This window comes from Streptomyces albus subsp. albus (genome assembly GCF_000725885.1).
Lineage (GTDB): Bacteria > Actinomycetota > Actinomycetes > Streptomycetales > Streptomycetaceae > Streptomyces > Streptomyces albus.
Window position 1 is genome coordinate 233,598 of the sequence record NZ_JODR01000001.1, and the last position, 13,232, is coordinate 246,829.

The 13,232-nt window shown below is 72.3% G+C and carries 11 protein-coding genes and 2 tRNA genes; 9 read left to right on the top strand and 4 right to left on the bottom strand.

Annotation, left to right across the window (positions count from 1 at the left end; translation table 11 throughout):
* Window positions 1-156: 156 nt before the first annotated feature.
* The 6 genes from gyrA to IO40_RS0100970 all read left to right on the top strand — a co-directional run bounded on the left by gyrA (window position 157) and on the right by IO40_RS0100970 (window position 6,915).
* A complete protein-coding gene (gyrA, locus tag IO40_RS0100945; protein WP_016472050.1) occupies window positions 157-2,769 on the top strand; it encodes a DNA gyrase subunit A in 2,613 nt (870 codons plus the stop codon).
* A 65-nt stretch (window positions 2,770-2,834) separates the two neighbouring features.
* A complete protein-coding gene (locus tag IO40_RS32950) occupies window positions 2,835-3,395 on the top strand; it encodes a DUF3566 domain-containing protein (RefSeq protein WP_016472049.1) in 561 nt (186 codons plus the stop codon).
* 72 nt (window positions 3,396-3,467) lie between these two features.
* Window positions 3,468-3,541 (top strand) — tRNA-Ile (locus IO40_RS0100955).
* Window positions 3,542-3,764: 223 nt separating this feature from the next.
* Complete coding sequence (locus IO40_RS0100960) at window positions 3,765-4,979, top strand: YhjD/YihY/BrkB family envelope integrity protein (RefSeq protein WP_031174657.1); 1,215 nt, start codon at window positions 3,765-3,767, stop codon at window positions 4,977-4,979.
* A 104-nt stretch (window positions 4,980-5,083) separates the two neighbouring features.
* Window positions 5,084-5,218, top strand: coding sequence for a DLW-39 family protein (locus IO40_RS38430; protein WP_016472047.1), 135 nt, complete (start codon window positions 5,084-5,086; stop codon window positions 5,216-5,218).
* Between the two features lie 365 nt (window positions 5,219-5,583).
* Window positions 5,584-6,915, top strand: coding sequence for a hypothetical protein (locus IO40_RS0100970; RefSeq protein ID WP_135567208.1), 1,332 nt, complete (start codon window positions 5,584-5,586; stop codon window positions 6,913-6,915).
* Between the two features lie 306 nt (window positions 6,916-7,221).
* On the opposite strand, the gene IO40_RS0100975 is transcribed toward IO40_RS0100970, so the two are convergent.
* Window positions 7,222-8,541, bottom strand: a complete 1,320-nt coding sequence (locus IO40_RS0100975) for a serine/threonine-protein kinase (protein ID WP_016472045.1) — start codon at window positions 8,539-8,541, stop codon at window positions 7,222-7,224.
* 131 nt (window positions 8,542-8,672) lie between these two features.
* Window positions 8,673-9,224, bottom strand: a complete 552-nt coding sequence (locus IO40_RS0100980; protein ID WP_016472044.1) for a helix-turn-helix domain-containing protein — start codon at window positions 9,222-9,224, stop codon at window positions 8,673-8,675.
* A 129-nt stretch (window positions 9,225-9,353) separates the two neighbouring features.
* Here IO40_RS0100980 and IO40_RS0100985 point away from each other — a divergent pair.
* A tRNA-Ala gene (locus IO40_RS0100985) sits at window positions 9,354-9,426 on the top strand.
* A 164-nt stretch (window positions 9,427-9,590) separates the two neighbouring features.
* Here the strand turns inward: IO40_RS0100985 and IO40_RS0100990 are convergent.
* A complete protein-coding gene (locus IO40_RS0100990) occupies window positions 9,591-10,277 on the bottom strand; it encodes a FadR/GntR family transcriptional regulator (RefSeq protein WP_031174659.1) in 687 nt (228 codons plus the stop codon).
* Window positions 10,278-10,414: 137 nt separating this feature from the next.
* Here IO40_RS0100990 and IO40_RS0100995 point away from each other — a divergent pair, with 137 nt between their 5' ends.
* Both IO40_RS0100995 and IO40_RS32955 read left to right on the top strand, forming a co-directional pair.
* Window positions 10,415-11,650 carry an MFS transporter gene (locus tag IO40_RS0100995; RefSeq protein WP_031174660.1) on the top strand — a complete coding sequence of 412 codons (1,236 nt, stop codon included), beginning with the start codon at window positions 10,415-10,417 and terminating at the stop codon, window positions 11,648-11,650.
* Between the two features lie 240 nt (window positions 11,651-11,890).
* Window positions 11,891-12,352, top strand: coding sequence for an STAS domain-containing protein (locus IO40_RS32955; protein WP_234029896.1), 462 nt, complete (start codon window positions 11,891-11,893; stop codon window positions 12,350-12,352).
* A 33-nt stretch (window positions 12,353-12,385) separates the two neighbouring features.
* On the opposite strand, the gene IO40_RS0101005 is transcribed toward IO40_RS32955, so the two are convergent.
* On the bottom strand, window positions 12,386-13,162 hold the full coding sequence (locus IO40_RS0101005; RefSeq protein WP_030406653.1) for a DUF5324 family protein: 777 nt from the start codon (window positions 13,160-13,162) through the stop codon (window positions 12,386-12,388).
* Between the last annotated feature and the right edge of the window lie 70 nt (window positions 13,163-13,232).

Below are 13,232 nucleotides of genomic sequence, written 5' to 3' on the forward strand. Positions count from 1 at the left end.
CCCAGCCTTCCCCGGCCTTCGGACGGGAGGGCCCCGGACCCACGCCCCTTCCGGCTTCGGCCGGCAGGAGCCCCCAGGCCGGTCGCCGCCGCGGCGGGAGAGTTCTCCCGCCGCGGCGCCCGACGGCCGTACAGACACGAGGACTTGAACTGAGCCATGGCCGACGAGACCCCCACCACCCCAGAGCCGACGCCTGAGAACGCCCCCGCGCCCGACAGCGCGCTGGTGGACACCGAGGCGGGCGCCCGCGTCGAGCCCGTCAGCCTTGAGACGGAGATGCAGCGCTCCTATCTCGACTACGCGATGAGCGTGATCGTGAGCCGTGCGCTGCCCGACATCCGCGACGGCCTCAAGCCGGTGCACCGCCGGGTGCTGTACGCGATGTACGACGGCGGGTACCGCCCCGAGAAGGGCTTCTACAAGTGCGCCCGCGTCGTCGGTGACGTCATGGGTACCTACCACCCGCACGGCGACACCTCGATCTACGACGCGCTGGTGCGGCTGGCCCAGCCGTGGTCGATGCGGATGCCGCTGGTGGACTCCAACGGCAACTTCGGCTCGCCGGGCAACGACCCGGCCGCGGCCATGCGGTACACCGAGTGCAAGATGGCGCCGCTGGCCATGGAGATGCTCCGGGACATCGACGAGGAGACCGTCGACTTCCAGGACAACTACGACGGCCGCAACCAGGAGCCGACGGTGCTGCCGTCGCGTTTCCCGAACCTGCTGATCAACGGCAGTGCCGGCATCGCCGTCGGTATGGCGACCAACATCCCGCCGCACAACCTGCGCGAGGTCGCCGCCGGTGCCCAGTGGTTCCTGGACCACCCGGACGCCTCCAACGAGGAGCTGCTCGACGCCCTCATGGAGCGGATCAAGGGCCCCGACTTCCCCACCGGTGCCCTGGTGGTGGGCCGCAAGGGCATCGAGGAGGCGTACCGCACCGGGCGCGGCTCGATCACGATGCGGGCCGTGGTGGAGGTCGAGGAGATCCAGGGCCGCCAGTGCCTGGTCGTCACCGAGCTGCCCTACCAGGTCAACCCGGACAACCTCGCGCTGAAGATCGCCGATCTGGTGAAGGACGGCCGGGTCGGCGGCATCGCCGACGTCCGCGACGAGACCTCCTCGCGCACCGGCCAGCGGCTGGTGATCGTGCTCAAGCGGGACGCGGTGGCCAAGGTCGTCCTCAACAACCTCTACAAGCACACCGATCTCCAGACCAACTTCGGCGCCAACATGCTGGCCCTGGTCGAGGGCGTGCCGCGCACCCTGTCGCTGGACGCCTTCATCCGGCACTGGGTCGCGCACCAGATCGACGTCATCGTGCGCCGTACCCGGTTCCGGCTGCGCAAGGCCGAGGAGCGGGCCCACATCCTGCGCGGTCTGCTCAAGGCGCTGGACGCGATCGACGAGGTCATCGCGCTGATCCGGCGCAGCCAGACCGTCGATGTGGCGCGCGAGGGCCTGATGGGTCTCCTCCAGATCGACGAGATCCAGGCCAACGCCATCCTGGAGATGCAGCTGCGCCGGCTGGCGGCCCTGGAGCGGCAGAAGATCACCGCCGAGCACGACGAACTCCAGGCGAAGATCGACGAGTACAACGCCATCCTGGCCTCGCCGCAGCGGCAGCGGCAGATCATCGGCGAGGAACTGTCGGCGCTCGTCGAGAAGTACGGCGACGACCGCCGTACCCAGCTGATCCCCTTCGAGGGCGACATGTCCATCGAGGACCTGATCGCCGAGGAGGACATCGTCGTCACCATCACCCGGGGCGGTTACGTCAAGCGCACCCGGACCGACGACTACCGCGCCCAGAAGCGGGGCGGCAAGGGTGTGCGCGGCACGAAGCTGAAGGAAGACGACATCGTCGACCACTTCTTCGTCTCCACGACCCACCACTGGCTGCTGTTCTTCACCAACAAGGGCCGCGTCTACCGGGCCAAGGCGTACGAACTCCCGGACGCGGGGCGGGACGCACGCGGCCAGCACGTGGCCAATCTGCTGGCCTTCCAGCCGGACGAGCAGATCGCCGAGATCCTCGCCATCCGCGACTACGAGGCCGCGCCGTACCTGGTGCTGGCCACCAAGTCGGGTCTGGTGAAGAAGACTCCGCTCAAGGACTACGACTCGCCCCGCTCCGGCGGTGTCATCGCCATCAACCTGCGGCAGATGGAGGACGGCCGCGACGACGAGCTGATCGGCGCCGAACTGGTCTCCCCCGACGACGATCTGCTGCTCGTCAGCAAGAAGGCGCAGTCGATCCGGTTCACCGCGACCGACGACGCGCTGCGTCCGATGGGCCGGGCCACCTCCGGCGTCAAGGGGATGAGTTTCCGCGAGGACGACGAACTCCTCTCGATGAACGTCGTGCGGCCGGGTACGTTCGTGTTCACGGCCACCGACGGCGGGTACGCGAAGCGCACCGACGTGGACGAGTACCGGGTTCAGGGCCGCGGCGGACTGGGCATCAAGGCAGCGAAGATCGTCGAGGACCGGGGGTCGCTGGTGGGCGCGTTGGTCGTCGAGGAGAGCGACGAGATCCTCGCCATCACGCTCGGCGGCGGTGTGATCCGTACGCGGGTCAGCGAGGTGCGTGAGACCGGCCGTGACACCATGGGCGTCCAACTGATCAACCTGGGCAAGAAGGACGCCGTCGTCGGAGTGGCGCGGAACGCCGAAGCCGGCCGCGAAGCCGAGGAAGTGGACGCCGCGGTGGGCGCCCCCGACGAGGGGGAGCAGCAGGACGAGCCCGGCTCCGACGACGAGTAGTACCGACTGGTACCGACCTAGTACCGACTGGTACCGACCAGGACGACGAGGACTAGGAGCAGGGCGTGAGTGGTGCTCAGCCTCAGCCGAAGGCGCAGCCGCAGCCGGAGGCGAAGCCACCTTCACCGACGGAGTCCGAGGCCGAGCAGCAGCCGCACCGGCCGCCCCAGGCGTATCCGTCCCCCCGGTCGGGGAAGGACGAGGGGCGGCCGGAGGCCGTGCGCAAGCCCCGCACCGGGGCCCGCACGGTGCCCCGGACCCGCAAGGCCCGGCTGCGGGTGGCCAAGGCCGATCCGTGGTCGGTGATGAAGGTCAGTTTCCTGCTGGCCGTGGCGCTGGGCGTGTGCACCGTGGTCGCGGTGGCCGTGCTGTGGATGGTGATGGACGCGATGGGCGTCTTCTCCACCCTGGGCGGCACCGTCAGCGACGCCACCAGCGCCGACGGCAACGGCGGCTTCGACCTGGAGACCTTCCTCTCGCTGCCCAGGGTGCTGGCCTTCACCTCCCTCATCGCCCTGATCAACGTGGTGCTGGCCACCGCCCTGGCCACCCTCGGTGCCTTCATCTACAACCTTTCGGCCGGTTTCGTCGGCGGCGTGGAGCTGACCCTCGCCGAGGACGAATAGGCCCGCCGGGGAGGGGTCGCGGAACCGATTTGGGAACACGGCCTGAGGTGCGCTAATCTTTCCGTGCAGCGCGCGGCTATAGCTCAGACGGTTAGAGCGCTTCCCTGATAAGGAAGAGGCCCCTGGTTCAAGTCCAGGTAGCCGCACCGGCAGCGAGGCCCGGCCCCTCTCGGAGGGGCCGGGCCTTTCGCTTGGGAGCGGAAGACTCCGCCCGGGACCGCGCGGGTGTGCCGGCCGGTGTCCGGGGCTTCGGCGGCGGGCGCCGGGCCGGCTCGGGCGGGGACGTTTGCCCCGGGTGCGGCCCTGGTACCGGTAGCGCGTCCGTGACGCCGGTACGGCCGGCGTCCTGTCGGCGAGCGGAGTGCTGCGATGACCAGTTCCGAGCCCGATCCGGAGTACGGGCCCAGGCCCGGGCCGGACCCTCGGTCCGAGCCGGGGCCCGGCCCTCAGGGCACGCCCGCACCCGAGAACCGTCCTGAGCCCGACGGCGCGTCCGGAGCAGGCGGGGCGCCCGGGCCAGGCGGCGGCCAGGCACCGCGGGACGGCGGCGAGAGCGGGGGCACCGGTGGCCGTCCGCACCCTGGGGGCGGCGCCGGCGCGGAGGCGGGCCCCGAGCGGGAGAAGACGTCCGGGCGGCGCCCCGAGGGGCCGGCACACCGGCGCAGCGGCGGCATGGGGCAGGTGCTCAAGCGGACGCTGACCGAGTTCAAGGAGGACAATCTCTCCGACTCGGCCGCCGCGCTCACCTACTACGCGGTCCTGTCGATCTTCCCCGCGCTGATCGCGCTGATCTCCCTGGTCAGTCTGGTGATGAGTCCGAAGAAGATCATCAGCACGCTGACCGACCTGGTCTCCTCCATCGGCCCGGCCTCGGCCGTGGACACCTTCAAGAAACCCATCGAGTCCATGGCCTCCGGCTCCGGCACACCGACCGTGCTGCTGATCGTCGGCGCGCTGGGTGCGCTGTGGACCGCCTCCGGGTACGTGGGGGCGTTCATCCGCGCCTCCAACGTGATCTACGAGGTGGAGGAAGGGCGCTCGTTCTTCAAGCTCCGCCCCGTGCAGCTGCTGGTGACGCTGATCGCTGTACTGCTCCAGGCCGCGGTGCTGGTGGCGCTGGTGGTCAGCGGGCCGCTCGCCCGGAAGGCGGGCAGCGCCCTGGGTGCCGGCGACACGGCGGTCACCGCGTGGAACTGGGCCAAGTGGCCGGTGATGGTGCTGGTCGTCATCCTGATCATCGCCGTGCTGTACTACGCCTCGCCCAACGCGAAGCTGCGGGGCTTCTCCTCGGTGCTGCCCGGCGCGGTCATCGCGCTGGTCGTCTGGCTGGTCGCCTCGGTGGGCTTCGCCTTCTACGTGGCCAACTTCGGCTCGTACAACAAGACCTACGGCGCGCTCGGCGGCATCGTGGTCTTCCTGGTGTGGCTGTGGCTGACCAATCTGGCGATCCTGCTGGGCGCCGAGTTCAACGCCGAGCGGGAACGCGGCCGGCAACTGGGCGAGGGGGTGCCCGGAGCGGAGCGGGAGCTCCAGATGGAGGAGCGGTCCAGGACCAAGCACAAGAAGCGCTCGCGCACGGCTTGACGGCACGTGTCGGCGCACTCGGCCCGACCCCTTGGTGCCAGGACACGGTTGGGTATCATCGGCCGCCTAGAGGTCCCAATGTCTACGAAGGACGAGGTAGCCCGGTGAAGAAGCTGATCCTGGTCGCACTGGCCGCCATCGGCGGTCTCCTCGTGTACCGCCAGATCCAGGCGGACCGCGCCGAGCAGGACCTGTGGACGGAGGCGACCGACTCCGTGCCCGCAGGTTCGGGCGTGTAACCGCGCGAACGACACCACCAGACGAGTTTCCGGCCCCGGACCGCCCTTGTGCGGCCGGGGCCTTCTCGTTGCCGTACCGTGACACGCACCCCCTTGTGACTTGCTCGTGCAAATCCATACGGTGCTGGCGGCGGAGCCGGGGACGCCGGGACGGCGCTCTCTTGGGGGGCCGTGCCCGGCGGGCACACCGGCCGGCTCCCCGACAAGTTGCGTACGACAACGGATCGCCGCACGTGCCGCCGCGGGCCCGCGACGCCCGGGCCCGGCGCGGAGGAGTGACGAGGGGGCACGTGGTGAGGCGGAACGAAGGGCCCCGGCGGGCAGGCACGCCGGCGCGGCTCCGGTCGGTCACGGTGGCGGCGGCGGTGTGCGCCACGGCGCTGTCCGCGGGCCCCGCGGTGCCCGGCGCCCACGCGGCGGACCGGCCGCGCCCGTACGAGACGGCCGACGACGCGCAGCGGGTGCACGGCTCCCCGAGCAGCGCCGACGCCCCCGCGCTCGGCACCGGCCCGGCCACCGACCGGATCGGACCGGGCGAGGAGCACTTCTACGCCCTCGACCTCGATGCCCGCTCCGATGTGCATCTCAGCGCCACCGCGCTCCCCGCCCCCGGCACCCGGATCGACTACCGGGACGGTATCGAGATCTCGCTGCGCACCACCGACGGGGACTCCTGCGGCAGCGAGAAGGTGACGGGCACCGGGCAGACCGCCTTCCCGCTCACCGCCTACGTGGCCCGGCTGACCGGCGCGGACGGGAACAGCTCCTGCCGCGCCGCCGGCCCCTACCTGGTGCGGGTCGTACGCGAGGACGGCGACGACCCATCGCGCTGGCCGCTGGAGCTGTCCGTCCTGCGGGAGCCGGCCCTCAAGGGCAGCATTCCCGCGCCGCACCCGGGCACGGAGAACGAGTCCGACGCCGACAGCCCCCGTCCCGCCCCGCCCTCCGGTACGCCCCGCCCGGTGGCCGGCGGCTCCGGCTTCAACGACGCGCGCGCGGTGGGCGGCGGAGTGTGGAAGGACCGGCTGCGCCCCGGCGAGACGCGCTGGTACCGGGTGCCCGTCGACTGGGGACAGCGGCTCCACACCGCCGTGGAACTGCCCAACGCCGCCCGGCGCGAGGACGGGGCCGGCCGGTTCGTCGCCCGCGGCTTCCGGATGAACGTCTACAACCCGGCCCGCGGACCCCTCTACTCCGAGAGCTTCACCAGCTACGACGGGGACGGCGGAAAGACCGACCACTACAGCAACCCCGTCCGCTACGAGAACCGGTTCGCCTCCGCCAACTCCGCGACCCGGCTGGCGGGCTGGTACTACGTGGCCGTCACCGCCGGGCCCGACCTGGCCGGGCCCTTCCCGCAGGGCGTTCCGGTCACCCTGCGGATCGCCGTGCGGGGCAAGCCGAAGCCGGGGCCCCGCTACGGCGGTGACGCGCGGGCGGCCGGGATCGGCGTGAGCGACGAGGACCGTGAGACGGCCGCCAAGAGGCTGACCCGGGCCGAGGCCGACGACGCCGCGGCCGAGGCCGCACTGCTGCGCACGGTCGGCTGGAGCGGGATCGGCACCGGAACGGCACTCCTGGCCGTCCTGGCCGCCTGGACGCTGCTGGCCCGGCGGGGCGGCGCCGCTGCCGTCCAGCCGGTCGCGGGCCCGCCGGGCGGCACCCCCGGGCCCGGAGGATTCCCCCCGTCCCCGTGAACTTTTCCGTCCGGCTCCGCATCCCACCCGTTGTCCGGCCGGCCTGGGAGTGACCGGTGCCCCCCTCACCGGGATGAGGCCGGGCGTCCCCTGGGAGCGGGGCCGCCCACCGGACATACGGTGCCCGGCCCGTTGACCGCGGGCCGGGCACCGCTGTTTTCGCGGGGGGCCGCCCTTTCCCCGGGTGGCGCGTGTTGGTTGGCGCCTGTTGGTTGTGAGCCTGTCGGGTGGCACGCCGCTGGGGCGCGGGCCGCCGCCGGGCGCGGTCCGGCTCGCGGCTGCGAGGGGGCATGCCGGTGGTGCGTGTCAGCCGGCGGCTGCGAGGGCCCAGAAGCCTGTGATCAGGCACACCACTGCCACCACCAGCATCGGTACGGCCACCTTCGCCGGCGGGCCGGGCCTGCGCGGCGGTGCCGGCGGCGCGGTGAGGGGCGGCACGGCCGTCCGCGCTGCCGCGTACGGGTGGGTGCCCGGTCCTTGTGGGACGGCGCCCGGGTACGGCCCCTGCGCGGGGTGCGGTACTGCGGGGGCCACGGCCGTGGAGGCATGGGGTGCCGGGGGCTGCAGCACGAAGCTGCCCGTGTCGGACGGCCGCGGCACGGTCGGCGTCGTCAGCGGCGCGGGAGCCGCGTGCGGGGCGGCTCCACGAGCGGAGGAGGCAGCCGTGGGCGGGGCGGCTGCGGAGGCGTGCGGCGCGGAACCGGTCGCAGGGGTGTGGGGGCCGGCCGGGTGCGGTGTCGCGGCGCGGACCGGTCCGTCGGGGCCGAACCCCTCGGGGAGCGGGCCGAGATGGTCGAAGACCTCGACGGTCTCCCGCTCCACCGTGGCGTCCCCGTCCAGCAGTTCGGCCGCGCTCGCCAGCGCCTTGCGGGCCCCGGTCGCGGTCCTGAAGCGGGCGGCCGGGTCGGGCTGCAGCAGCTGCCCGAGGACCTGCCACAGCGGCTCGGGCACACCGCCGGGCGGCGGGGGCGTGCCGTTCTCGTAGCTCTCGAACAGCGCCTGGCTGTCCGGTTTGCGGCCCGTGAGCAGGAAGAGTCCCACGAGGCCCACCGCGTACAGGTCGGAGGGGAAGTCGGCCTCGGCCTCCAGCATCTGCTCGGGCGCGAAGTATCCGGGCGTACCGACCACGTAGTTGGTCTCGGTCAGCCGGGGCTCGCCCTTGCGCATGGCGATGCCGAAGTCGGACAGCCTCAGATGGGGCCGGCCGGTGCCGGTGGGCTCCAGGAGGATGTTGGCGGGCTTGATGTCGCGGTGCACCACGTCCTCGGCGTGCACGGCGGCCAGGCCGGACAGCAACTGGTCGAGCAGCGTGCACACGAACGTGGGAGGCAGCGGCCCGTAGTCACCGACGAGGTGCGCCAGCGAACCGCCGGCCACCAGGTCCATGGTGAACAGGACCTTCTCGTCGTCCGCCGCCCAGCTGTGCGGCGCCAGCACATGCGGATGGTCGATGCGCAGCGCCTGTTCGCGGACGAAGCGCAGCAGGGCGTACGCGTCGGACTGCTGGAGCACCTTCGCGGCGACGTACCGGCGGCGCCGGTGGTCCCAGGCCCGCCACACGGTGCCGACGCCGCCGCGTCCGACCGGATCGACCAGCTCGTACCTGCCGGCGAAGATCTCCCCCATGGTGCCGCGCCGCTCCCTGTCCGTGCCGCTCTGCCGCTGGTGCTGTTTGCCGGGTGGCCGTTGTGCCGTCGTCGTGCCGCCGTCGAGTGTTCCGCCGTCGTGCGGTGCCCTGCCGGTGGGCTCCAGCAGGCTCAGGACTGGTGTGCCTCGTAGTGCTTGACGGCGTCCGAGGTGCGGCCGGCGCCGTAGACGCGCAGGAACTCGGCCAGTTCGGGGTGGGTGGGGGCCAGGGCGTTGGAGGCGTCGATGATGTCGGCGGCGTCCGAGACCGAGCGCAGCAGAGCCTGGATCTCCCGCACGACACGCTTGACGGGGGTCTGGGAGGTGCCCGAGGAGGCCGTCTGCGAAGTGTTGCCCAGCACGCTGCCGCCCGCGGTCCGGCGGATCTCCTCCATGCGGCTGGTGGCGTCCGCCGCGCTGACATCACCCCGGGCCACCTCGGCGGCCAGTTCCTGGAGGGCCTGGACACGCTGGACGACCGCCGGGTTGCCGATCTTTGCGCGCTGCCCGCTCATGAGCTGCGAAAGCATAGGGGCGGACAGTCCGAGCACGGTTGCGAGGCGGGCCTGGTTGAGGCCGAGGTCGTCGATCAGCCGGCGGAAGAGAGTCCCCAACGGCTCGCCGTACCACTGACTCTGGAGCTGGCGCGCTTTCGCCGTCGGGTCCTGTGCTGCTGCGTCCATGGCGTCTCCCCTGGGCTCCCCTGTGTCACTTCGCTCCCGCGAACTTGCCGTGCATCCTACGGACGGCGGCAGGTGCGGGCGATACCCGGTCGGAAGGAGGGCGCGGAAGCCAGTATCCTGGTGCCCGACGGGGCCATAGCTCAGTTGGTAGAGCGCTGTCTTTGCATGGCAGATGTCAGGGGTTCGACTCCCCTTGGCTCCACCTAGGAAGAGGCCCCTGGCCTGCGGTGACGCAGGCCAGGGGCCTCTTTTCGCGTGCGCGGGCGCGCCGTGCGGGCGGTGGCGCCCCGGTCTCCGGCCGCCCGCCCGGCGAGCCGTGCACGCGCCTCGCCCACGCGGCTGCCGAGGGCCGCCGGGTGGGGTGGCCTACTTCCGTGCGGGCGGTCCTTCGAGCCGGGTCAGGGCGTCGAGTCCGGGGCGGATGGCGGCCTCCGCGGCGGCGGCAGCAGCAGCGGCGTCCCCGCGCTCCAGTGCCTCGACGAGGTCCTCGTGCGGCTTGCTGCCGCTCTCCACGACGACATCCTGCCTGCGCAGCGCTTCGAGGCTGTCGCGCAGCCGGCCGACGAAGAAGCGATAGCACTCCAGCAGCACCTCGTTGCCCGCCGCCTCGACCACGGCGAGGTGGAAGTCGGCGTCGGCGCCGGCGAAGAGCACTGCCTCGGTCGCGTGGTTACGGGCGTGCAGGAGTTTCCGCAGCCGCGCGAGATCGTCCTCGGTGCGGCGCTCGGCGGCCAGGCGCGCCGCGTGCACGTCGAAGCCGAGCTGCATCTCGAAGATCTCCCGTACGTCGGCCATGCCGAGCCGGCGCAGCAGCGGCGCGGGGTCGGCGGTGGAGACGACGAACGTGCCCGAGCCGTGGCGCGTCTCGAGCGTCCCGAGGTGCACCAGTGCGCGGATCGCCTCACGCACGACGGTGCGGCTCACTCCGAGTTCCTCGGCCATGCGGTGCTCGCCCGGGAGCTTGTCACCGGGCTGCCACTCACCTTGGGCCAGGGCCTCGTTGAGGCTCGCGATGGCCCCCTCCACGGAGGACCGGCGGCCCACTGCACGCATGTGCGTCCCCTTTCACGCTGCCGTCCACCCATTGTCCGGGTGGTTGCCGGGGCTGTGGACAGGGTGGCACACTGCCTCCGCAACTTGTCAGACATCACACAAGTTCGGTGGCGGTCCGCCACGGTGGAGGAGCACCCATGACCACCTCGCCCGCCCGCGAGTCGACCGCGCCCGCACGGCACGGCGGCACCGGGAGCGGCTCCCTCCCGGTCGTGCGCCTGCTGGCGTTCACGACGGCCGGCTTCCTCGCGATCATGACCGAGACGATGCCGGCCGGCCTGCTGCCGCGCATCAGCGCGGGACTGCACATATCCGAGGCCCTGGCCGGGCAGTTCGTCTCGCTGTACGCGCTGGGTTCGGTGTGCAGCGCCGTGCCCGTCATCGCGGCGACGCGCCGAGCGCCCCGCCGCCACGTGCTGTTGGCCGCCGTCGTGGGGCTGCTCGTCTGCAACACGGTCACCGCGCTGTCCGGACAGTGGGTGCTCACGCTGGCCGCCCGCTTCTGCGCCGGCGCCTCGTCCGGAGTCGTCTGGGGGCTGCTGACCGGCTACACCCGCCGTCTCGTCCCCGCCCGTCTGCAAGGGCGTGCCCTCGCGCTGGTGGGGGTGGGCCAGCCCGTCGCACTGGCTTTCGGGGTCCCGCTGGGGACGTGGCTGGGCTCCCTCGTCGACTGGCGCGGCGTCTTCTGGATCATGTCGGCGGTGGCACTGCTGCTGCTCTTGTGGATCCGGCTGCTCGTCCCGCAGATGCCGGGCGGGCCGGCCGGACCCGGCACGCCGCCGGGTGCCGCACTCACCATCCCCGGGGTGCGCACCGTGCTCGCCGTGACGCTGCTGTGGGTGCTGGCGCACAACCTGCTCTACACCTACATCGCGCCGTTCCTCGCCACCTCTGGGCTCGGCGGCCGGGTCGATGTCGTGCTGCTCGTCTTCGGTGTGGCGGCGATGGCCGGAATCTGGGTCACCGGCCTCCTCGTCGACAGACGGCCGAGGCCGGTGACGCTGTCGAGCCTCGCCGTCTTCGCCGCAGCCGCCCTCGCGCTGGGCCTGTCGGCCGGACTGCCGGCCGTGGTCTTCGCCGGAACGGCGGCCTGGGGGCTGACCTTCGGCGGCGCACCGACTCTGCTGCAGACCGCGCTGGCCGACGCGGCCGAACCGCACACGGACGTGGCCCAGTCGATGTTCGTGACCGTCTTCAACGGCGCCATCGCGGTGGCCGGTCTCCTCGGCGGAACGGTGCTCGGCCGGCTGGGGAGCGGAGCCCTCCCGTGGGGGCAGTCGGTGCTGTGCGGCGGAGCGTTGCTGCTCGTCGCACTCGCCCGGCGCCACGCCTTCCGTCCCGGCCCTCGCGCGGCGGGCGGCGAGGAGGGTTAGTCGTCCCGTGGGTCTTCGGGGTGCGGGCAGCCTGTCGGCTTGACGCGCGGCATTTCCGGTATTCCCGGACCCGACGACTCCGCTCGGTCGTGACCCTCCCCGTGCGTCAACTCGCAAGCCATACTGGAGTTTTCCACTCGATCGAGTGATGGTGCGGGGGTGGCGCAGCGCCAGTCAGGGGGGTGCTGCCTATGCTTACGGGCCGATTTCCCCCGGACTCCTACGGTCACAAGGTCATACGTGAGGGCACCGATGGCACCGCAGATGGACGACAGCGCCCACACACTGACGTGCGCCGTCGGGACGGAGGAGCCGCCGCCGGCCGGCACCGTGCTGTCCCGTACGGACGGCGGATACACAGTGGTGGAACTGCACGGGGAGATCGACCTCGCCGTGGTGCTCGCCACCACACCCCAGCTCTACGCGCTCACCACGGCGCCCGCACCCCGGCTGGTGGCGGACCTGCGGCCGGTCTCCTTCATCGACTGCAGCGGACTCGCCCTGCTGGTGGACATCCGCGCCCGGGTCCTGGCGGGCGGCGGCACCTTCACCCTCGTCTGCGCCGACCCGCGCGTACTGCGACTGTTGCGGATCACCGGGCTGGCCGCCGTACTGGCCCCGGTACCCGGGCTTCCCGAGCTCTCGGCGCCGGGCGCCGCGGGTGCGGGGCAGGGCGCGATGCGCGAGGGGCGGAAGACCTGAAGGTCCTCCGCCCCTCGCGCGTACCGGGCGTGCTCACTTCTCGCGGCGCTCCTCGGCGTCCGCACCGGTGTCGCCGTCCTTGGAGTCACCCTTCGCTTCCTTCTCGGCGTCTTCCTTCGCCTGCACCTGCGGGTCCAGCCCCGGGCCGTCGCTCTCGGCCGGGGAGCCGTTGACGCTGGTGAGCGGGGAGCGGTCGGCGACCTCCGTCGCGGCCGGGGGCTCCACCAGCCAGTCCGGGTTGGCCTGCCGGTCCCACCAGCGCCAGGCGGCGTACGCCCCGCCGGCCACCAGCCCGACCAGAGTGGCCCGCCACACGAACCGTCCCGCACGGGAGCGCCTGCGGCGGCGCCGCGCGAGCTTCTCGATGTCCTGGGCCGTCACCTGGTTGCGGAGCGCGGCCACGGCGGCGGCTCCCCGCTGCACTGCCTCCTCACGGGCCGGAGCGGTGGCGGCGCGGACGTCGGTCACCGCGCTCTCGATCCGGGGCCCCGCGTAGTCGGCGGCCTTGCGCGCGGCCTTGCGGGTGCGCTTGGCCGCACGCCCGGCGGCCCGCTCGACCTCGACGGGGAGGGCGTCACGCGCCTGGGCGACCCGGGGACCGACATACTGCTCGTACCCTTCGCGGGCGGTGTGCCGGGCCTGCTCGGCCGCCTTGGCGACCTTCGGTCCCAGCCGGGCGCCGGCCTCCTGCGCGTAGCGTGCCGCGGTGTCCATGGCCTGGCCCGCGTGGGGCTTCACCACCTCCGCTGCGTGCCGCACGCTCTCCTTGGCGGTGCCGGTCGCCGTGCGCACGCTGTCCTTGGCGGTCACGGGATCCTCCTCCTCGGTGGCTCATGACATGTGCAGTCTCTCCGAAAACGGAGGACAGGAAGTCGTTTTT